The 20,625-nt window shown below is 63.5% G+C and carries 15 protein-coding genes and 1 pseudogene; 2 read left to right on the top strand and 14 right to left on the bottom strand.

The genetic code is table 11. The features are described 5' to 3' along the window. Window positions 1-51 precede the first annotated feature (51 nt). Complete coding sequence (gene leuA, locus BBBR_RS00770; RefSeq protein WP_003828040.1) at window positions 52-1,968, bottom strand: 2-isopropylmalate synthase; 1,917 nt, start codon at window positions 1,966-1,968, stop codon at window positions 52-54. A gap of 231 nt (window positions 1,969-2,199) precedes the next feature. On the opposite strand from leuA, the gene BBBR_RS00765 reads away from it, so the two are divergent. Together BBBR_RS00765 and BBBR_RS00760 are read left to right on the top strand one after the other, a co-directional pair. Beyond that, the gene (locus BBBR_RS00765) at window positions 2,200-3,660 is read left to right on the top strand and encodes a metallophosphoesterase family protein (protein WP_003828038.1); all 1,461 of its coding nucleotides are present in this window, start codon (window positions 2,200-2,202) and stop codon (window positions 3,658-3,660) included. A gap of 862 nt (window positions 3,661-4,522) precedes the next feature. After that, on the top strand, window positions 4,523-5,374 hold the full coding sequence (locus BBBR_RS00760; RefSeq protein ID WP_003828034.1) for a FadR/GntR family transcriptional regulator: 852 nt from the start codon (window positions 4,523-4,525) through the stop codon (window positions 5,372-5,374). Between the two features lie 48 nt (window positions 5,375-5,422). On the opposite strand, the gene BBBR_RS00755 is transcribed toward BBBR_RS00760, so the two are convergent. The 13 genes and pseudogenes from BBBR_RS00755 to BBBR_RS00695 form a co-directional block, all read right to left on the bottom strand. Then, window positions 5,423-6,691 carry an ATP-binding protein gene (locus BBBR_RS00755; protein WP_025300967.1) on the bottom strand — a complete coding sequence of 423 codons (1,269 nt, stop codon included), beginning with the start codon at window positions 6,689-6,691 and terminating at the stop codon, window positions 5,423-5,425. A gap of 131 nt (window positions 6,692-6,822) precedes the next feature. Next, window positions 6,823-9,114 (bottom strand): sialidase family protein, encoded by a 2,292-nt coding sequence (locus BBBR_RS00750; protein ID WP_003828032.1) that lies wholly within the window; start codon window positions 9,112-9,114, stop codon window positions 6,823-6,825. Between the two features lie 100 nt (window positions 9,115-9,214). Next, a pseudogene (locus tag BBBR_RS10590) lies at window positions 9,215-9,359 on the bottom strand (N-acetylglucosamine-6-phosphate deacetylase); the annotation flags it as partial. A 132-nt stretch (window positions 9,360-9,491) separates the two neighbouring features. Next, window positions 9,492-10,304, bottom strand: coding sequence for a glucosamine-6-phosphate deaminase (gene nagB, locus BBBR_RS00740; protein WP_003828030.1), 813 nt, complete (start codon window positions 10,302-10,304; stop codon window positions 9,492-9,494). Between the two features lie 25 nt (window positions 10,305-10,329). Next, window positions 10,330-11,292: a dihydrodipicolinate synthase family protein gene (locus BBBR_RS00735; protein WP_003828029.1), complete on the bottom strand. Its 963-nt coding sequence runs from the start codon at window positions 11,290-11,292 to the stop codon at window positions 10,330-10,332. A 108-nt stretch (window positions 11,293-11,400) separates the two neighbouring features. Then, window positions 11,401-12,225, bottom strand: a complete 825-nt coding sequence (locus BBBR_RS00730; RefSeq protein ID WP_003828028.1) for an ABC transporter ATP-binding protein — start codon at window positions 12,223-12,225, stop codon at window positions 11,401-11,403. Next, window positions 12,222-14,252, bottom strand: coding sequence for a dipeptide/oligopeptide/nickel ABC transporter permease/ATP-binding protein (locus tag BBBR_RS00725; protein WP_003828027.1), 2,031 nt, complete (start codon window positions 14,250-14,252; stop codon window positions 12,222-12,224). Before BBBR_RS00725 ends, BBBR_RS00730 begins: the two co-directional genes overlap by 4 nt. Window position 14,253: 1 nt before the next feature. Further along, window positions 14,254-15,210 carry an ABC transporter permease gene (locus tag BBBR_RS00720; protein ID WP_014483328.1) on the bottom strand — a complete coding sequence of 319 codons (957 nt, stop codon included), beginning with the start codon at window positions 15,208-15,210 and terminating at the stop codon, window positions 14,254-14,256. 110 nt (window positions 15,211-15,320) lie between these two features. Then, a complete protein-coding gene (locus BBBR_RS00715; RefSeq protein ID WP_032738118.1) occupies window positions 15,321-16,883 on the bottom strand; it encodes an ABC transporter substrate-binding protein in 1,563 nt (520 codons plus the stop codon). A gap of 196 nt (window positions 16,884-17,079) precedes the next feature. Continuing rightward, on the bottom strand, window positions 17,080-17,916 hold the full coding sequence (locus tag BBBR_RS00710) for an alpha/beta fold hydrolase (protein ID WP_003828023.1): 837 nt from the start codon (window positions 17,914-17,916) through the stop codon (window positions 17,080-17,082). Next, a complete protein-coding gene (locus tag BBBR_RS00705) occupies window positions 17,913-18,581 on the bottom strand; it encodes an N-acetylmannosamine-6-phosphate 2-epimerase (RefSeq protein ID WP_014483327.1) in 669 nt (222 codons plus the stop codon). The genes BBBR_RS00710 and BBBR_RS00705 overlap by 4 nt, the downstream gene beginning before the upstream one ends. Before the next feature lie 29 nt (window positions 18,582-18,610). Next, window positions 18,611-19,624, bottom strand: coding sequence for an ROK family protein (locus BBBR_RS00700; protein WP_033519359.1), 1,014 nt, complete (start codon window positions 19,622-19,624; stop codon window positions 18,611-18,613). Continuing rightward, window positions 19,621-20,529, bottom strand: coding sequence for a DUF4862 family protein (locus tag BBBR_RS00695; protein WP_032738117.1), 909 nt, complete (start codon window positions 20,527-20,529; stop codon window positions 19,621-19,623). Before BBBR_RS00695 ends, BBBR_RS00700 begins: the two co-directional genes overlap by 4 nt. Window positions 20,530-20,625: the final 96 nt, after the last annotated feature.

Below are 20,625 nucleotides of genomic sequence, written 5' to 3'. Positions count from 1 at the left end.
TTGGCTCCCCTCAGAGAGGGGAGCCAATACTATATGTGCGACTCAGCGGCCTCAGCGGTTGCGCTGGGAACGGTTGATGGCGGAGATAATCGCCTTCAGCGCGCTGGTGGTAATGGACGAGTCAATGCCCACGCCCCACACGATCTGCGCGTCGTCAGCCTCACCGACCTGGCATTCCACATAGGAGGCGGCCATGGCGTCGGTACCCACGGACATGGTGTGCTCCACATAGTCCATAATCGAGGCGTCCACGCCGAAGTTGGAGATGGCGTTGAGGAAGGCGGCGATCGGACCGTTGCCGATGCCGGACACCTCGCGCTCCACGGGCTGCTCGCCCCCAACGTTCACGCCGCGGTCGAGCAGGCGAGCCTTGAGCACGGTGTCGGAACCGTCCTCACCGGAGCTGACGGACACCTTGAGCAGCTTCAGGCGGCCCCAAGGCGCAAGCGAAGCGTCGTGGGTATCGCCCACAACCACGCCGGCGGCGGTCATGCCGGACTGTTCGACCGGCAGGTACTCATCCTTGAACAGGCGCCAGATGTCCTCGTCCTTGACTTCCTTCTTGGTGGTGTCGGCGAAGTTCTGAACGATCTTGTCGAATTCGATCTGCAGGCGCTTCGGCAGGTCAAGGTTGTGGTTGGTCTTGAGCAGGTATGCCATGCCGCCCTTGCCGGACTGCGAGTTGACGCGGATGATGGCCTCGTAGGTGCGACCGATGTCCTTCGGGTCGATCGGCAGGTAGGGCACGAGCCAGACGAAGCTGTCGAGATCGGCGCCAGCGCGCTCGGCGGCCACCTGACGGGCCTCGAGACCCTTCTTGATGGCGTCCTGATGCGAGCCGGAGAACGCGGTGAACACGAAGTTGCCGGCGTACGGATGGCGCTCGGAAATCTTGATCTGGTTGCAGTACTCAACCGTCTTGCGGATCTCAGGTACGTTGGACAGGTCGAGCTGCGGGTCGATGCCCTGGGTGAGCCAGTTGAGGCCCAGCGTGACCAGGTCAACGTTGCCGGTGCGCTCACCGTTGCCCAGCAGGCAGCCTTCCACGCGGTCGGCGCCGGCCAGCACGGCCAGCTCGGTGGCGGCCACGCCCATGCCTTCGTCGTTGTGCGGGTGGAGGGAGAGCACCACGGAATCACGGTCGTCGAGGTGGGTGGAGACGTACTCCACTTCGTCGGCGAACACGTTCGGCGTGGTCATTTCCACGGTGGCGGGCAGATTGATGATCATCGGATGCTCGGGAGTCGGCTTGATGACGCCGATCACGGCGTTGCACACCTCAACGGCGTACTCCGGCTCGGTTCCGGTGAAGGATTCCGGCGAGTACTCGTAGTACAGGTCGATGCCCTTGGCCTCGGATTCGAGGTCCTTGCATAGTTCAGCGGCGTCGGTGGCGAGCTTCTTGATCTCTTCCTTGTTCTTCTTGAACACCACTTCGCGCTGCAGCACGGACACGGAGTTGTAGAAGTGCACGATGGCGCGCTTGGCGCCCTTCAGCGCCTCGTAGGTGCGGCGGATGAGGTGCTCGCGGCACTGGGTGAGCACCACGATAGTCACATCGTCCGGGATGAGCTCGCGCTCGATGAGCATGCGGATGAAGTCGAAATCGGTTTCGGATGCGGACGGGAAGCCCACCTCGATCTCCTTGAATCCCATGGAGACGAGCAGGTTCCAGAAGCGCAGCTTGCGCTCGGAATCCATCGGGTTGACGAGGGCCTGGTTGCCGTCGCGAAGATCGACGGAGCACCAGCGCGGTGCGCGCTGCAGTCGCTTACCCGGCCACGTGCGCTCCGGGTAATCAAACGGGATCTGCTCGCTGTATGAGGCGTACTTGTTGTACGGCATACGGCTGGGCTTCTGCGAATCGCCGATGAATCGTGCCGGAGGCAGCAGCGGGTCGTTGTTCCCCCCATTGGACGCCGCGGCCACGGCCGCGAGATCAAACACGGACGATTGATCCTGACCCATTACTCCTCCTTTGCTTGGAATCGGCGCGCCCCTTCGGCCGGCGGGAATGCCGGGCAGTCGACGCGCTCCTCTATCACTGCGTTACATATCCGTAACGAACTTCCATCGTACCGTTCCAGCATCCCAACGCCGCGCCCATGCCACATAGCGGTTACGCGGCGGCGTGCCGGCGTCACAGATCCCAATCGCCATACCGGGCGGTTGGATTGCGGATGGGTTAGAGTGGGCCATATGACGACTTTGCGCTTCCGTGGGGACGGACATGGGGACGGCACCTTCCGGGTGCTGCAGATGGCGGACGTGCAGGACGGGCCGGACGTGGATCCGGACACCGTGGCGCTCATCGAGGCGGCGATCCGCGAGGCCAAACCCGATCTGGTGGTGTTCACCGGCGATCAGATCCGCGGGTACGATCCGGCGTGGATGCGCACGTTCCTGCGCCGGCGCGGGGAGCGGCCCGGCGACCACGTGCGCGAGGTGACGCGGTTCGAGGCGTGGTGGCGCCGCACGTTCGACGGGGCGCGGCTGCCCGATCCGCCCGAGTCCGAGGTGCCGGACGACGCCGTGGACGCGCTGCTCGACGACGCGCGCGCCAAGGTGCGCCGGTGCTTCGCCGGATTCCTCGGGCCGGTCGTGCGCGCGGGCGTCCCATTCGCCGCCACCTACGGCAACCACGACTTCCAGTGCGGCATCCTCGCCGGCGAACAGGACGGCATCTACCGCGAGTCCCCCGGCTGCCTCAACCCGCGCGACCCCGGGGAGCACGGCGCGGACGGTGACAACCCGCTCGTTTGCGAGCCCGGCACGTTCGCACTGCCCGTCGAGGCGTCCGACGGGTCGGGCCGCGTGGCCATGAGCGTCGTGATGGTCAATTCGGGCGACTACGCCACCGAGCGACTCTCCCCCGACGACACCGTATTCGGCGAGCCGTCGTCGCACCTCGCGCCCGCCGAATACGCGCGCGACCCGCGCGGGCTCGATCTGGCCGACTCGGACGGCTATGGCACGCCCACCCCGCAGGCCCTGGCGTGGCTCGGCGGCGTGCAGCGCTCTCTGGCCGAACGCAACGGCGACGGGCGGCCCGTGCCCGCGATCGCGTTCCAGCACATCCCGCCGCAGGAGTTCTACCAGTGCCTCAAGGAGGTGCCGCCCCTCACGCCCAACGCCGTCGAGGGCGCGCGCACGTTCGCCGGTCGCTGCTACGTGCTGGACCGCTCGGTGTGCCGGCCGGGTTCGATCCTCGGCGAATCGATCGGATGCGCGGACGTGAACTGCGGCGAGGTGGCGGCATTGCGCGACGCGGGCGGCTACTTCGCGCTCTACTGCGGCCACGACCACAAGAACGCGTTCGTGGGTCACGTGGACGGGCTCGACCTCGGCTACGCCCCCACCTGCGGCTTCGCCTCGTACGGCCCCAAGTCGCGCCTGCGCGGCATCCGCCTGTTCGAATTCCGCGAATCCGACCCGTCCGCCTACGCCACGCGCATGCTCACCTACGGCGACCTCGTGGAGCGCTACGGCCACAATGAGGCGCGCGTCTTCATCGGCGACCACCTGGTGGTGGACGGCCCCACCCTGCGCGACCAGCTGCGCCGACCGGGCGTCTTCGCCACCCTCGCGCTGCTCGCCGGCATGGCAGTCTCCGCGGTGGGCTCCGCGGTGAAAGCCGCGACCGCCCGCAAGCGCCAATAAGTGCCCGCACGCCTCCATATGCACCCACATGAACCCGCATGCATCCGCAAAATGGAAAAACGTGGCAGCAGCGGGTGCAAAACCCGCGCAAAACGTGACAAATCCACAGGGAAAACAAGGAAAAACGATACGAACATGGCCCTGGAACCCGCGAAAAACGTGGCAGCGTGAGGAATGTCAGTCGTGAAACGCCCGGAATTCCGGCCATTTCACGACGTGGCGGCCGGTACACACCAGAGCCGCCATAGAAACGTAATCGTCGGGGCATATGGAATGCCTGAACCAGCGGCCGCGTGATACATTCGCTTGCGCATTTTTTGTACATCGCATGTACAAAAAATACAGATCGTGAAGTGCGACACTAGGAATCTCCCCGCAAATTCGCACGACGTCGTCTCCTTACGACGGCCGCGGCGCACAACCGACCGTGCCATCTCCATAGTGTGCAGAACTTTTTCGCCTTTGCGGACACCTATCCACGACTTCCCGAATCTGCTGCACACTCCGCAGATAGCCACAGCCATGCGAAACTCTGCATGGAAAAAGACCACCGAACGGCCCGCATGCCGCCACCATGCGTATGATACGATGGAAGTTGTCAGATGCCTGATGACTCAATGCGGAGTTATCGCAACAACAAGTCAAGGAACCTCGGAGCATGCCATACGCGTCACGGCCAACCGGACCATTCAACCATGCTCAATACCGGTAAAGTCAGCGCTATGGTAAAAAACGACCCAAACCCGGACAAGCCTTTTCGTTTCGCACTATTGTAGACAGAAAAGCCGTTTGAGAACTGCACAATCATTGATCACGACAACGGCGTCACCAACTTGAGGACGAACAAGACAAGGAGCACATCATGAGCAACCTATCCGACTCGGCCGTACTTGAACCGCCAGCTTCAACGGAAGCACCAAACGCGGAATCATTCACCCCTCAGGGAGAGTACAGCCAACGGGAACTGGCTTTGCTGGCCCGACTGTCGTTGAAGGTCACGCCCGCAGTCTCCGCTCGCAGTCGCTGTGACGAGACGATGGACGCGATCAAGTCCTACATCCTGCGCGAGCACCTGCAATCCGGCGACGCGATGCCCACTGAAACACAGCTGTGCGACACGATCGGAGCCTCCCGCTCCTCCGTGCGCGAGGCCGTGCGCAAGCTCGAAGCGCTCAACATCGTCAAAGTGGAACACGGCAAGGGCACCTTCGTGGGCTCTTTGTCCTTGGATCCGATGGTGGAAACGCTCGCATTCCGATCCATGGTGTCTGTCGGCAAGAATTTCACAGACCTGCAGGATGTCGTAGAGCTGCGCAGGTTTCTGGACTTGGGATGCGCCGGCGAAGTGGTCGTATCGCTTGCCGGCAGCGAACAACCGCGTCTCATGGAGCTTGCCGAGTCCATGACCAATACCGCCAAGGAAGGCAAGACCTTCCTCGCATTGGACATTGACTTCCATATGGGGATTCTCGATTCTCTGGACAACACAATCGTCAAGCAGATGGTCCGTTCCCTGTGGCTCGTGCACATGGCGGTTCTTCCCCAACTGGGTCTGCCGGTGTCCAGCGAGCTCGACCGTACCGCAGAGGCCCACAAGCGCATGTTGAACGCGGCCCTCGCCGGTAATGTCGAGGAATACCGGAAAGCCGTCATCGACCACTACGAGCCGATCGAGTCCATCCTAAAGCAACGCATTCAGGGAGGTACCGAGTGAAGTTGGGTAATCGTGATGCGGAGCGGGCGGAAGGCCGTCAGCCCCGCATCACTCCGCCGCAGCTATAAATGCGTCGGTATTCCATAACGCCGCCACAGGCAATGCCCAAAGATTACCCGGCCATTTCATCACGCGGCCACCCGTATACACAAGGTAGCCCCGGTAAAACCGCTGGTCGTTGGCCAACGCCGCCAGCCCTTTGAAATCCTCACGGGTTACCCGGGAGGAGGACTTGACCTCGACGCCGACAATGCGATCCCGGCTTACCATGACGAGATCGACCTCCTTGGGACCGGAGCCTGGTTCGCGCCAATAGAAGCAATCGGGATGAATGCGGGACCACTGCACAGATGGCAGAATCTGGTTGACGACGAACGACTCGAGGAGATTGCCGTAATCCACCGGGTTGACCATGGGATCGCGGCCCTTGGAAAGCATGGTTTGTACGCTCAGCGACGTATCCACCGGATGGATTTTGGCACGAGCGAAGGTCTGACGGTTAGGCGCGGTACGCAGATTCGGCAACGCGCTCACCAGAAACCGCCGCATGAAGATGCCCACATAACGGTCTACGGTACGCCGGTCGAGGGCAAGCTGCTCACCCAAAGCACTGGCATTCAGAATGCCTCCGGGCATGCACAGAAGCCTCGTGAGTATATTTTCGGCGATGGCCGCGTCAAGTTTCTCATCGGGCAGAATGGTGTCGCCGAGCACGGCACGGATGTCATCCGCCACAAGTCTTTCTCGTTCCCAATCCGCATATTCGGCATATTGCGACGAGTATTCGGGGAAGCCTCCGGCGGCCATGAGATCGTAAAGCTTCTGACGGGCGATCGGCTCGTCGAAGGAGACGTCCGGCTCTCCATCCCATAAATCGTCCACCAGGCTGGTGTCAACGCCGTGCATCTCACGTTGAGTCAGGGGGCTCATGGTGAAATGCTGCGCTCGACGGGCCAGAGGATCCTGGCCGTCCAATCCACCTCGGTTGATGAGCGCGCTGCCGGTGAGGATGAACTGCGTATGGCCGGCGGGCAGCGCATCGACGATTTCCTTCACGGCGAGCGGCAGATCGCGGATGCGCTGCGCCTCATCGATGATCACCGGTAGGTTCAAGGACTCCAGCCATCCATGCAGATCGGTTTTCGCCAGTTCGTATGCGTTGGCATCCGCAAGGGTTTCATACGAAAAGCCGACGCCGACGAGTTGGCGCTGGGCCATCATCGTCTTGCCTACGGCGCGAGCCCCTTCCAGGATCACGGCCTTGCGTCGAGCATGCAGGATGGATTCAGCCAGAGGCCGGGCAATGTAATCGGACATGCAATTATTGTACATTCGATGTACAAAAAAATGTACATCGAATGTACAAAAAATATAAATGCTGCGTACAAAGGCGTCTTCCAGAGTTGCCAGGAAGACGCCTTTGTACGCAGGTCACGTATAGCCGAGGATCACTCCTCCGCAGCCGACTTCACTCCGAACCAGCTCAGCGGCAGATGCGTGAAGTACACTCCGGCCGTTTCCCGCTCCCAAGACAGGCCAATGGCCCCATCCGGCAGCACCGACATGCACTGGTAGACATAGTGATAGGGATTGAAGCACCGATTGCGCGCCCACGTGCGGCCGCCATCCTCACTCAGCCGCAGCACACCGCAGCCACGGTAGGGACGCATCAGGCTGGCATTGGCGAAAACGATCCGGTCGGATGCGCAGCCGGGCTCCTCGCCGGCTTTGGACGGGACCGTCACCGCATTGGGCTGGCTGAAGATGTCCGGCAGATCGGGATCGAACTCAACGGTTTCCCATGTATCACCACCATCATGGCTAACGGCCTTGCCGACCCTGCCCAGATGATGTTGATTGCGGAACAGGCACAGCACATCGCCGTTGGCCCGTTCCACGAACACCGATTCGTGCGTGGTGGCATCGTCATCGCGCACGTCCCGTTCGTCCACGACCTTGCCGTTGACTACGCGCCCCTCGTTGATGGCTTTGCCTCTGCGCCACGTCTGGCCACCATCATCGGAGATCAGCGCGCCGCCTGCGTTGAACTTGGGGCTCGTGCCGGTGCAATAGTACGGGATGAGCAGTCGCCCCCGATGTTTGCCGGCGCTCAGCTGGATGCCGTTGCCGGGCGACGTGCCCAGAAAACCCATCCATCCTTCCTTGACCATATGGTTGATGTGCCTGGGCTTGGACCATGTTTCGCCGTCATCGTCCGAATGCACTTCCACCAGATAGCTGGTACGCGCGGTCAGCAGGCTTTCATGCGGGTCGACGCCCTCCTTGAGATAGATGTTGCCCGCGGACTCACCATCGCGTGTGACATTGCCATCCTCATCCACACGGTATGACGTGGCTTCTCCGTCCAAGGACGTTACCGCACCATCAGGTTGGAGCAGGTATTCCGCCCCCTCGCCATCGTGCAGGATGAGCCGCCCCCGGGCATCCAGCCCCAAGCCCTTTTCAACGTTGGCGAAGCCTCGACCGCCCGGAAAATGGTCAATGACGACCGTCACACGGCCTGTCTCACGATCACAGACGATGCATGAGTCGATGACGCTCGCGCCATCCAGCCCATCACCGGGAAAGGCGATGACGGTTTGCAGCGGCAGCCACGTCTGTCCGCTATCCAAGGAGCGGCGGACAACGAAATGGATCTCATTGGGGGCATCGTTGGAGATGACCACACGTTGGTCGGCACCGGCAATCGTCACACCGGAGGGCGTAGTCACCAAAGACGGGATGCGGTAGCTTGCGGATCCTTCATATCCTTTGTCGAACAACGCGGTATCGGTGGTGGGCGGCACGTCGGAGATTTTGCGAATCTGCCCTTCTCCCAGAGGATACAGGAACAGACCGCCGCCGCGAACTTCGCCGCACAACCGCACACCGGCCGTGTCCTCGCCGATCGACACGTAGCTCAGCCCCTCGAGATCACCGAAGAACACCTGACCGGGCTGATGCGTTTCCATGTTGCCATCAACATAGATGTCCACCGCACCGCGGAATGCGCGGATGACCAGATCATGCCACCCGCCATCGTTCCAATCGCCGTGGGCGCGATACTCACACCACTGTCCTTTGACGAAAGCGCGGTACACAAAGCCGTCATCGTCAATGTCCACGTTCATGATCTGGCGATCGTCATCGCGCGCCGCAAGAATCGTGCCGAACTGTCCGACGCCACGTACGCGGAACTGCGCGTAGATCGTGCCGTCGGTCACGCCGTGCAGCGTCTTCACATCCTTGTCCGCCAAATAGGCCGCGGCAAACTCAATATCCGGCTGCGGCACGGGAACGCTGCCCTGAATACGCTCCGAAGTCCAAGCCTCCGAGAAGCATTCCAGCCGCTCAACGCCGATATGCGCTTCATTGGCGCAGTGGAAGACGCCAGCCTGCGCATACTTCGACGGGCAAATGTTGGTCGCGCAGGCGAAGGCCTGATAGCCATCCAGATAGATTCGCGTGCCAAAATCGCCGAAGGTGATATGAAGGTCGTGGACACCGCCGAACTGCACGCCGTAGGTGTCTTCGACGTCCAGCACAATATGGTCTTCGGGCGCTTCGACGACCAGCGACCCGCGGGAAACCGTGACCGCCAGCGCGACGCGTTCGGCGTTTCGCGCTTCCAGCAGCATGCCGTCCGTGGCGACGTGGAACGCCGCATGCAGCGTTCCCCCCTGTTCCGGAAGCAGCGCACTGTTCCATGTCTGGTGGATTTGATTGGGAATATGCGACATGGGAGTACCTTTCGTATTACGTTTCCTGTTTAACTATCCTGCATCGTTGCAAGCAATCCAGCGGGCGGACCGTCCGGTCAAACCGTCCGGCCCAGCCCGCTCAGCTCACGCGGCGGCCAGCGCACCAGACGTGCTTCACCGCCAGCGTGCCCGGGTCGGTGATCAGCAGGTCGGCGGCGCGGCCGGGGGGCGACGAGGCCCAGCGGCGCGCCGGTGACCGGGTTCGGCCGGTCGAAGTCGAACGCGCCGTCCGCCGCGCCTTCCACGGCCGCCGTCACGCGAGCGACGACCTGTTCACGAGTTTCGGTCATATTGCCTTCCTTCAGATGTAACGCCGTGGTCCCGGTCCCAACGAAGGGAACCGGGACCACGTGCGGTCAGATCGTCTGCCAGGCCGGCTTGTGCTCGAACGAGTACCGGTAGTAGTCCTTGTTGCGCAGGCGGCTGGCGGCCTCCTCGTCCACGATGATCGTGGCGTGCGGGTGCATCTGGAGCGCCGAGGCCGGGCAGAACGAGCTGATGCCGCCCTCCACGGTCTCCGCGACCGCCTCGGCCTTGCCCGCGCCGAACGCGAGCAGCACGAGGTGGCGGGCCTTCATGATCGTGCCGATGCCCTGCGTGATGCAGTGCGTGGGCACCTGGTTGATGTCGTTGTCGAAGAAGCGCGCGTTGTCGATGCGGGTCCGTTCGGTGAGCGTCTTGACGCGCGTGCCGGAGGCGAGCGACGAGCCAGGCTCGTTGAAGCCCACATGGCCGTCGGTACCGATGCCGAGGATCTGCACGTCGATGCCGCCCGCGGCCTCGATCGCCGCGTCGTAGGCGGCGCCGGCGCCCGCGACCTTCTCGCCGTCCTCGAGCGAGGTGCCGTTGAGCACGTCGCCGGGCACGTGGACCTTGGCCGGGTCGAGCCCCAAGGGCTCGACGACCGTGCGGTGGATGGTCGCGTGGTAGGACTCCGGGTGGGTCAGCGGCAGGCCGATGTACTCGTCCAGTGCGAAGCCCTGCACCTGGGAGACGTCGATCGACTCCTCCTTGACGATCTCGGCAAGCGCCTGGTAGGCGGCCAGCGGGCTGGAGCCGGTGGCGAGTCCCAGCACCGCGTTCGGCTTGGCCTTGATGAGGTCCGCGACCGAGCGTCCGTACAGCTCTCCGGCCTCCTCCTGGTTCTTGACGATGATGACTTCTGCCATGGTGTTTTCCTTTCAGACCTTGACGTCAGGCCTCGGTGGAGGCGGAGACTTCCTCGGGCGTGCGGGCGAGCGTCATGCCGCACTCCTCGAGCACGGCGGCGATGCGCTTGACGTTCTCGCCCTTGAGCGGCAGGACCGGGTTGGGCATCTGGTTGGTGTCGAACACGCCGAGCAGCGCCATGGCGGTCTTGAACGCGCCCACGCCGGAGCCGAAGCCCGCGACGCCCTGCGGCACGGTGACGATGCGCATGAGCGCGGCCAGCCAGTCCTGCTCCTTCTTGACGGTGGCCCAGTCGCCGGCCTCGGTGGCCTTCCACATGCGCACGTAGCCGGTGGCCTCCACGTTGGCGAGTCCCGGCACGGAGCCGTCGGCGCCGGCCATGTAGGCGCCGTCCACCACGACCTCTTGGCCGGTGAGCAGCGTGAGCGGGTGGCCGGCCTTGGCGTTGTCGTCCACGAGGAAGCGGAAGGCCACGTCGTCGTTGGAGGAGTCCTTCACGCCGGCGAGCACGCCCTCCTGGCCAAGCTTGACGAGCAGGCCGCCAGGCAGCTTGGTGTGCACGCACACGGGGATGTCGTAGGCGAACAGCGGCAGCTCGGGCACGGCCTCGTGGATGAGGCGGAAGTGGCGCTCGATCTCCGGCAGGCCGCCGAGCGCGTAGAACGGGCAGGTGGCCACGATCGCGGACGCGCCGAGCTCCTTCGCCTCCTTGGCGTGCTCGATCACACGGTTGGTCTCGGTGTCGATGCAGCCGACGAACACGGGCACGCGGCCGTCGACAATCTCCATGACGGTCTGGATGATCTCGCGGCGGCGGGCGTCGGTGCTGAACGCGACCTCGCCGGAGGAGCCGAGCGTGAACAGGCCATCGACGCCAGCGTCGATCATGCGGTTGAGCGAGCGCGCGAAGCTGACCTTGTCGACTTCGCCGTCGGCGGTGAGCGGGGTGACGACCGGGGGGATGACCCCGCGGAATTGTGTTGTCATGATGGTGGTTCCTTTACAAAATCAAGTTATTCGGATAATGGTCGGCCATTGCCGTCGGCCCCGTTGAAGGAGGCCAACGGCGGAATGGCGAAACGGTGAATCGTCGGCTTACCGACATTCCTCCGCGGTCGGGTGCAGCAGCGAGGGCGCGGCGCCCAGCAGCAGCTTGGTGTACGAATCCTGCGGATTGTTCAGCACGTCGTAAGCCGCTCCGCGCTCCACAATGGTTCCGTGGTTCATCACCACGATTTCGTCGGACACATAGCGGACGGTCTGGATGTCATGGCTGATGAACACCAAGGACAAACCCAGCGACTTCTTGAGATCCGACAACAGGTTGAGGATCTGCGCGCGCACGGACACGTCCAGCGCGGAGGTCGGCTCGTCGGCGATGATCGCATCCGGATTGAGCGACAGGGCGCGGGCGATGGCGACGCGCTGACGCTGGCCGCCGGAGAGCTGGCCCGGCAATGCGTACAGAGCGGACTCCGGCAATCCCACCATCCGCAGCAATTCGTGGGCGTGCTTGTCTCGGCTCGCCTTGTCGCCGAGCTTGTGCACGACGAGCGGGTCGATGAGCTGGTCGATGACGCTCATGCGGGCATTCAGCGCGGTGGCCGGGTCCTGGAAGACCACGGACACCACGCGACCGATCTCCATGCGCTCCTTGGCGGTGCGGTGGGTCACGTCCTGGCCCTTGAACAGCACCTGGCCGGAGGTGGCCTGCTGCAGGCCGCACATCACGTTGGCCGTAGTGGACTTGCCGCAGCCGGACTCACCAACGATGCCGATGGTCTTGCCCGGCATCAGGCGCAGATTCACCTTGTTGACCGCCTTGACCTTGTTTGGATGCAGAATTGAGCCGGCTCGGGTGGTGAAGACCACCTCGACGTCCTTGAGCTCGATGATCGGCACGTTCGGATCCTTGCTCATCGGGCACCTCCTTCCTTGCTGATGGCTGTCGGGGCGTCAACGGCGGGCGTGACGTCCGCGTCGTCGGGCAGGGCCGCGTAGAAGTGGTACGTGCCGGGCACCTGCTTGAAGATCGGGCGGGTGTTAAGGCCCACCGTCGGATGGCTGGAGCGCGGCGCGAAGCGGTCGCCCTTCGGGAAGTCCGCCGGGGACGGCACGGTGCCGGGCACCTGGTGGAGCCTTCCGGCGCCGGCCTCGATGGAGGTGACGGCACCGAGCAGGCCGCGGGTGTACTCGTGGCGGGGGTCGGTGAGGATCTCCTTGGTGGAGCCCTGCTCGACGACCTGGCCAGCGTACATGACGGTGATGGAGTGCGCCACCTTGGCCACGAGGGCGAGGTCGTGGGAGACGAAGATCATCGCGAAGCCGAGCTTCTCGCGCAGCTCGTTGAGCAGGTCGATGACCTGCTTCTGCACGGTCACGTCGAGGGCGGTGGTGGGCTCGTCGGCGACGACCAGCTTCGGGTCGCGGGTCAGGGCCATGGCGATGAGCACGCGCTGGCGCTGGCCGCCGGACAGCTCGTGCGGGTAGGACTCCAGCGTGCGCTCCGGATCGAGGCCCACGAGCTTGAGCAGTTCCTCGGCGCTGCGGGTGCCGCCGCGGGAGGTGAGCTGCTTCATCTGCGCCTTGATGAGCATGGACGGGTTGAGCGAGGAGAGAGCGTCCTGATAGATCATGGCAATCTCGTGGCCGCGTAGGGCGTTGTGCTCCTTGGGATCCATGCCGACGAGGTTCTTGCCGTCGAACAGGATCTCGCCGCTGATCTCGGCCTTCGGGTCTAGCAGGCCCATGATGGCCAGCGAGGTGATGGACTTGCCGCAGCCGGACTCGCCCACGAGGCCCATGGTCTCGCCGGGACGCACAGAGAAGCTCACGTGATCCACCACGTTCACGTCGCCGTGGCGCGGGAACTTGATGCACAAATCCTTGACCTCGATGACCGGCGGCTCGGTGCTCTTGGGCTCGAAGCGGTCGGTGCGCTTCATTTCGGCCTCGCGCAGCTTGGCAAGGGATTCCTCCAGGCTCTCGTGCTGGGCGGCGTAGGCGGCGACAGGATCGACGAGCAGACGATCCTCCTCACGCTTGGCTTCCTTGTCTTCGTCGGTTTCCTTGATCGGCGCGGTCGGAGCGGCCACCATGGCGTCGGTGATGCCCTCGGACAGGATGTTGAGGCACAGCACGGTGATCATGATCATCAGGCCCGGGAACAGCGCCTGCCACCAGTAGCCGAAGATCACGCCTTCCTTGGCGGAGGACAGGATGTTGCCCCACGTCGGGGTCGGCTCCGGAATGCCCAGATTAATGAAGGACAGGGACGCCTCGAACACGATCGCGTCGGCGACGCACAGTGTGGTGAACACCATAACCGGGGCGGCTATGTTGCGCATCACATGCTTGTAGAGAATCCACGGGGCGCGGGCGCCGGAGACGATGACCGCGCGCACGTAGTCCTTGCCGTACTCGCTGATGATGTTCGCGCGCACGATGCGGGCGATCTGCGGCACGTACAGGATGCCGATGGCTGCGATGATGCCGAACATGGACTGGCCGAGAATCGAGACGAACACGGCGGCGAGGGCGATGCCCGGCACGGACATGAACACGTCGATGACGCGCATGATGATTTCCGAGATCCACGTGCGGGCCACGGCCGCGATCGCGCCGATGAGCGCACCCAGCACCAAGGCGAACAGGATGGACAGCAGGCCGATGACGAGCGAATACCGTGCGCCGTAGAACACGCGGGTCATCACGTCGCGCCCAACGTTATCGGTGCCGAACAGGTGCTCGGCGGTCGGAGACTGATAGCTCACGGTAATGGCGAGAGGATCCTCCGGCGAGATCACCGGCGCGGCGACGGCCACGACGACCAGCAGCGCGATAAACAGCAACGCGAGCCTGGATCCAATGGTCATTTTGCTGAAACGGTTGAATTTCACTCCGGGACGCGACACCGCGTCCACGACTTTGGGTTTGCCAAACAGCATGTCACACCGTCCTGATTCTCGGGTTGATAAGCACGTACAGCATGTCAACGATGATGTTGATGATCACGAACGCGAGAGCCACCACCAGCACCACACCCTGAACGAGAATCGGCTCGTTGCCGTTGATGCCTTCGAACAGCGCCGTGCCCATGCCGGGCAGGGAGAAGATGATCTCGGTGATGATGGCGCCGCCCATGAGGTAGCCGATCTTCATACCAAGCACCGTGACCGGAGTAATCAGGGCGTTGCGGAACACGTTGCGCGCAATGACGACGCGCTTGGGCACGCCGGCGCCGATGGCGGTGCGTACATAGTCCTTATCCAGTTCCTCGACCATGGAGGTTCGGATGATGCGGGTCATCTGTCCGGCGACAGGGAAGCCCAGCGAGAACGCGGGCATGGCCATGCGCGCCAGATATTCACCGGGATCCACGCTAAACGGCACGAGCTCGCCCGCACCCGGCAGCAGGGCCAGCTTGATCTGCAGCAGGTAGATCAGCAGCACGCCCAGCCAGAAAGACGGGGTAGCGATGGCGATGATGGAAATCACACGGATGACCTGATCGACCCACGTGTCACGGTAAAGGGCGGCGAGCACACCGAAAATCACCGAAAACACCACGGCGATGATCAGCGCGATGAACGTCAGCTGCAACGTGATCGGGAAAGCAGTCGCGATGCGGGAAGACACGGAATCCTTGTTCACGCCGTATACGCCAAGGTTGCCTTGGAACAGGCCGCCGAGATACGACAGGAACTGCTCGCCCCACGATCGGTCGAAGCCCATCTCGTGGCGGTATGCCGCAAGCTGCTCAGCCGTGGCATTTTCGCCGAGAGCCGAGACCGCGGGGTCGTATTGGGAGAACGACATCAGGAAGAACACGAGGAAAACGACGCCGAATGCCACAAACGGCAGGGATATCAATCGTCTTCCCAACAAACGAAGTAAATTGCCCACTCTATATGCTCCTCAAATGGATGGTTGCGCAAAATAAGGGCGTCGCCGCGTCAGCATCGCTGCTTGCGCAGCAGCGCCCTCGGGATGTGATGGCGAATGACTTGTGTGGATCAGCCGTTCAGCTTGGAGTTCAGGAAGTACAGGCCAGTGGTTCCAATCGGGGTGTAGGAGCTGAACACGTTCTTCTTGACGGCGGTGGAAAGCTTGCGGTGGAACAGCGGGTACATCGGCAGCTCGTCGGAGAGCAGGTCGAAGCACTCGTTCCAGTAGCTCTGCTGTTCGTCGCCGGAGGACTGGGCGGCCTTGTCCATGAGTTCATGCAGCTTGTTGTATCCGTCGGAGCCGTTCCAGAACATGCGCTGCTTGGTCCAGACGGTGTCGCCGAACCACCAGTTGAGCAGCACGTCGGGATCGTTGCCGAACACGGTCGGATCGCCGGGGCCAAGCACCATGGAGAAGTCGGCGTCGTCCTTATCGGTGATGGTCGGGAACAGGGCGGAGGACTTCATGGACTGAATGTCCACGTTGAAGCCGATCGCGTCGAGGTTGTTCTTGATCTGCGGCGCCAGCTGGGTGATCCAAGTCTGATCCGTGGTGTAGAGCGTGAACTTCACGCCTTCGGACACACCAGCCTCCTTGAGCAGCTCCTTGGCCTTCTCAGGGTTGTAGGTATACACGTTGGAGGCCTTGTGATAGGCCTTGAAGCTCTCGGGCATGAAGCCGGTGACCATGTTGGCCTCGCCGGACAGCTGGTTCTTGATCATGCTCTCGGTGTCGATCGCATAGAACACGGCCTGACGCACGCGCTTGTCGTCGAACGGCTTCTGCTTGGTGTTGAACATGATGAACGCCTGATTGAAGCCATCCACCGTCTCGATGTCGGCGCCGGCGGCCTTCAGGGTGTCGAACGCCTTGGCGGGGACGTTCTCCATGATGTCGCTCTTGCCGTTCTGCATGGCGGTGACGCGGGCGGTGTCATCCACATTCACGTTCCACACCATGTGGGAGACCTGCGCGGGGAATTCGCCGTTGTAATATTCGTTCTTGTCGAACTTCACCTGCTGATCGGTGATCTCGACGTACTTCCACGGACCGGAGCCGATCGGCATCTTCTTGAGGTCCGCGTCGCTCTGACTGGCCGGAACGATGTGTACCAGCGACATGCGCTCCTTGAACAGGGTGAACGCGTACTTGAGCTTGAAGTCAATCTTGTTGTCGCCCTGCGCGGTGATCGAGTCAATGAACGAGAGCATCGGAGCGTAAACGCCGCCGGGCGCCATGACGCGCTCGAACGAGGTCTTGACGTCGTTGGCGGTCACGGCGTTACCGTCCGAGAACTTGGCGCCATCGCGGATCGTGATGACGTATTCGGTGTCGGAGATCTTCTCCGGTTCGCCGGCGGCCAAGCCGGAGACCAACGAATAGTCGGACATCTGCAGCGTGTACAGCGCCTCGGTCACATGCCAGTTGCCGGCCATCGGCAGGGCCATGGACGTGGACAGCGGATTGAAGTCACGGCTGCTGTACGCCACCTGCGCGGTGATGGTGTCCGCGACGGAGGGACCTCCCTTGGCGTTCGTCGTGCCGGTTCCTCCACCGCAGCCGCTCAAGGCGAGCGCGCCGGCCAATACCGCAGCGGCGGTCTTGGCCATTCGGGTCTTCCACGAGTACATCGGTTTCTCCTCTTCGTTGAGTGATAACTGAATCAGGATTCGATTCTCCATCCAATCGAATCTTTCTTAATCATATGACATCTGATGTCTGATTGCAAGTTTCATCAGACGTTTTATGAGTGCAGCTACCACGTTTTTTCCTTGCAATGCAACGGTCTCAAACCGCGGTAACCACAGTGTTAAGACATCAGACAACTTATATTTCGCCGGAAACATGAGATTCACATGCGGCCCAGCGGTGCAGTATGGGCGTAACCGCCTGATTGAACGCGGCAATGTCAGTCCTGCGCAGACCGTGCTCACACCCGGGAATGAAAACCGTTTCAAGGTTCGGCTTCCCCATTGCCCTGACTTCCTCCAGCCCGCGCACACCCACGAGATCTGAGGGATCGTCGGACGAGACCACCACCAAGGGCACCTCTATCGAGGACACCACCTGATGCCAGTCCTCCGCGAAGCTGACCACGCCGGTGAGCTCCAATCGCGGATCACATCGGTTCTGCCCATAGGCCCAGCCGATATGATCCTCCATCGGCCAATTCGGACGACGCGTCTGATTGTGACGGATCGCGTTGGCCGGGTCGGATGCCCAGTCGTGCAGCAACGCCGCATTGGCCGGCGCGTTGTCCACATACCGCTGTCGCTGCTCATCGTTCAGCCATGCGGGATCCTCGACCACTGCACCGAGGCAAAGATCGGGACGACGCCTGACCAGCATCGTCACAATCGCACCTCCCATGGAATGCCCGATCATGATCGCCCTGCCACCGTGGACGTGTTCAAGATATTCAACGGTCTCCTCAAACGCCTCATACGCGGATTCGAATGGATGTCGGAGTTGAGCATCGGCATATCGCGGCGACAGGCCATGCCCCAGCATATCGACCGCAACCACGCGAAAATCATGACTGAGATAGTCGATGTAGTCGGACCAGGCAATCGCCGCGTCGCACACGCCGTGCAGCAGGACGACAAGGGGACGATTCGGATCGCCCGCTGCAATGAAGCTGAGTATGCGCCCCGCCCCGCTCACAGCTTCGCCTCGAACCAGCGCGTGATGGTCGTCGGATGCGTGATCGCCGTGCCCACCACCGCGGCCCACGCGCCGGCGGCCATGACCTGATGCAGTTGGTCGGGCGTGTGGATGCGGCCCTCGCACAGCACGGGCACGTCCGGGAACGCCTCGATCATCTGGCCGAGCAGCTCGAAGTCCGGACCGTCGGTCTTGGGGCGCTCGCCGGTGTAGCCGGACAGCGTAGTGGATATGATGTCGGTGCCGGCCTCCACGGCGCGCTCGGCGTCGGCGAAGCTGCCACAGTCGGCCATCACGATCACGCCCTCGTCGTGCAGGGCGCGCACGGTCTCGGCGTAGGTCAGCCCGTCCGGTCGCGGGCGTCCGGTCGCGTCGATCGCGATGATGTCCGCTCCGGCGGCGGCGCAGCAGCGGGCGTGGCGCAGGGTCGGCGTGATGTACACGCCCTCCTCGCCGTCCTTCCAGATGCCGATCACCGGCACGCTCACCTGGCCCTTGATGGCCGCGATGTCCGCGAGGCCCTGGCAGCGGATGCCCACGGCCCCGCCCTCCACGGCCGCCATGGCCATCTGCGCCATGGTCTCCGGGTGGCGCAGCGGCTCGCCCGGGTACGCCTGGCAGCTCACCACGAGGCCGCCCCTGATCTTCTCGATTGCCTGATGCATGCTGGTTCCTTCCTGTTGTCGTATCTTGTCTATCGCGCGTCGTCCGGCGCGCCGATGCGCCGGTGGACAGCCGCCGCCGCGCCGATCAGCGGCGCCGCCCCTCCGAGCTCGCCCTCGACGAGCGGCGTCGGCTTGACGAGCGCGAGCGCCGAATCGGCGAACCCGGCGCGCAGGGCGTCCCACCAGATCGGACCGGCCTTGACGACCGAGCCGGAGACCACGATCACGTCCGGGTCGATGAGGTTGCCCATGCCGCCGACGCATTCGCCGAGCGCACGGGCGCTGTCGGTGAGCGTGCGGCGGGCTAGCTCCTCCCCCGCGGCCGCGCGGGCGGCCACCTCGGCGCCGTCCGCAGCCGGGAGGTTCTCGTCGCCGGCCTCCTCGCAGCGCCGATTGTAGAGGTCCTTCAGCCCCGTGCCGGACGCGACCGGCTCGATGTGCCCCTCGAGGGTGCCGCACGAGCATAGGAATCCGCGGCCCAGCGCGCTCGGCACGTGCCCCGCGTGGCCGGCCACGCCGTGCGCGCCGGTGAACAGGGCGCCATCCACCACGATCGCGCCGCCGATGCCGGTGCCCACGCCGATCGAGAGCACCACGCCCCTGCCGCGTCCGGCGCCGTACGTCGCCTCGCCCAGACCGTGCGCGCCCACGTCGCCGATCATGTGCACCGGCAGGTCGGTCACGGCCGCGAACGCGTCGTAGATGCGCTGGCCGCGCCAGCCGGGCAGGATGTCCGTGGCGGAGACGATCTCGCCGGTTTCGCTGTCCGGCACGCCCGCCGCCGCGATGCCGACGCCGGCGATCGCCACGCCCTCGGCCTCGGCGCGCTCAAGCTGGCGGACGGCGAAGGCGACGATGCGGTTCTTCAGGTCCTCGCCGCCGCGCGCGGCCTCGGTCGGGATTTCGCAGCGGGCCGTCACCTCAGGCCTGCCGTTCGCGCCCGCGTTTGCGTTTGCGCTTGCGGGCAACGTCACGAATCCCGAGGCGACCTTGGTGCCGCCGATGTCGAAGGCGAGGTAGGTGGGCGCCGCCCCCGCGCTCATGCGACGACCGCCTCGTGGATGCGCGCGAGATAGTCGAGGCGCTCCTCGACCGTCGCGTCCTTGGGCACGCACACCTTGGCACCCAGATAGTCGAGCGGGCGCTCCTGCGTCCCGGCGGCGTGCACGGCGGCCTTGATGGCGGCGGCGTCCATGAGCGAGGTCGGCTCGTCCGGGTTCATGGGCAGGTGGCCGTCGATCCAGCCGTAGCCGTACTGGGTCTCCTCCGGGCCGGCGCCGGAGAACATGAGGCCGCTCAGCACGCCGGCCTTCGCGGCGGCCTCCACGTGCGCCACGGCGGTTTCGGGCGTGCGCCCCTCCACCACCGAGCGTCCCCAGTTGACGGTGAGCCCAATGCCGGCCGACCCGCACAGCGCGATCTCGTCCTCAATCGACAGGAAGCCCTTTTCCGGCTTCTGCCCCTCGACGTACTTGTCGCAGTGCTCGATCACCAGCTTGGCACCGGACCAATCCAGCTGCGCGAGGGCCTCGAGCGAGGCGGCCATGGCGTCGCGGCTGGCGATCCTCGTGGGTGCGGAGTGGATTTCGATGAACTTGACGTCCTGGCTGGCCCTCCACTGGGCGAGGTCGGCGAGCGCCTCGCGCAGCTGCTTCATGAACGCGAGCGCGGCCTTGCGCCCGTCCTCGTCCGGGCTGGCGAGGCCGAAGTTCGGGTCCTTCCACACGTGCTGCATGGTGCCGGGGATGACGGTGACGGTGTTGCCGCGCCAGCGCTTGGGCAGGTGGCCGGCCAGCCAGATGCGGTCGGTGGTGTCCGCGAGGTCGCCGGGGAAGGGCAGCTCGGTGCCCTCGATCCACGGCTGCTCGCCGAGCAGGTCGTAGTAGGTTTCCTGGGCTTCACGCCCCTGGGGCAATGACGCGTATGCGCCGACGACGAATGATGGCATGCTGGTTTCCTCCTTGAAATGCCGGTGCCTGAGCATTTCTATTCTACTATCATCAGACGTCTGATGTCCAATCTGTTAACGCCGCTCAACGAGCGT

It is taken from the genome of Bifidobacterium breve DSM 20213 = JCM 1192 (assembly GCF_001025175.1).
Lineage (GTDB): Bacteria > Actinomycetota > Actinomycetes > Actinomycetales > Bifidobacteriaceae > Bifidobacterium > Bifidobacterium breve.
This window is presented reverse-complemented; position numbering and strand designations above follow the sequence as displayed.

Bases quoted from the DNA above. Each gene is read 5' to 3' on its own strand.
- leuA (WP_003828040.1), bottom strand. From the start codon at position 1,968: ATGGGTCAGGATCAATCGTCCGTGTTTGATCTCGCGGCCGTGGCCGCG.
- BBBR_RS00765 (WP_003828038.1), top strand. From the start codon at position 2,200: ATGACGACTTTGCGCTTCCGTGGGGACGGACATGGGGACGGCACCTTC.
- BBBR_RS00760 (WP_003828034.1), top strand. From the start codon at position 4,523: ATGAGCAACCTATCCGACTCGGCCGTACTTGAACCGCCAGCTTCAACG.
- BBBR_RS00755 (WP_025300967.1), bottom strand. From the start codon at position 6,691: ATGTCCGATTACATTGCCCGGCCTCTGGCTGAATCCATCCTGCATGCT.
- BBBR_RS00750 (WP_003828032.1), bottom strand. From the start codon at position 9,114: ATGTCGCATATTCCCAATCAAATCCACCAGACATGGAACAGTGCGCTG.
- nagB (WP_003828030.1), bottom strand. From the start codon at position 10,304: ATGGCAGAAGTCATCATCGTCAAGAACCAGGAGGAGGCCGGAGAGCTG.
- BBBR_RS00735 (WP_003828029.1), bottom strand. From the start codon at position 11,292: ATGACAACACAATTCCGCGGGGTCATCCCCCCGGTCGTCACCCCGCTC.
- BBBR_RS00730 (WP_003828028.1), bottom strand. From the start codon at position 12,225: ATGAGCAAGGATCCGAACGTGCCGATCATCGAGCTCAAGGACGTCGAG.
- BBBR_RS00725 (WP_003828027.1), bottom strand. From the start codon at position 14,252: ATGCTGTTTGGCAAACCCAAAGTCGTGGACGCGGTGTCGCGTCCCGGA.
- BBBR_RS00715 (WP_032738118.1), bottom strand. From the start codon at position 16,883: ATGTACTCGTGGAAGACCCGAATGGCCAAGACCGCCGCTGCGGTATTG.
- BBBR_RS00705 (WP_014483327.1), bottom strand. From the start codon at position 18,581: ATGCATCAGGCAATCGAGAAGATCAGGGGCGGCCTCGTGGTGAGCTGC.
- BBBR_RS00700 (WP_033519359.1), bottom strand. From the start codon at position 19,624: ATGAGCGCGGGGGCGGCGCCCACCTACCTCGCCTTCGACATCGGCGGC.
- BBBR_RS00695 (WP_032738117.1), bottom strand. From the start codon at position 20,529: ATGCCATCATTCGTCGTCGGCGCATACGCGTCATTGCCCCAGGGGCGT.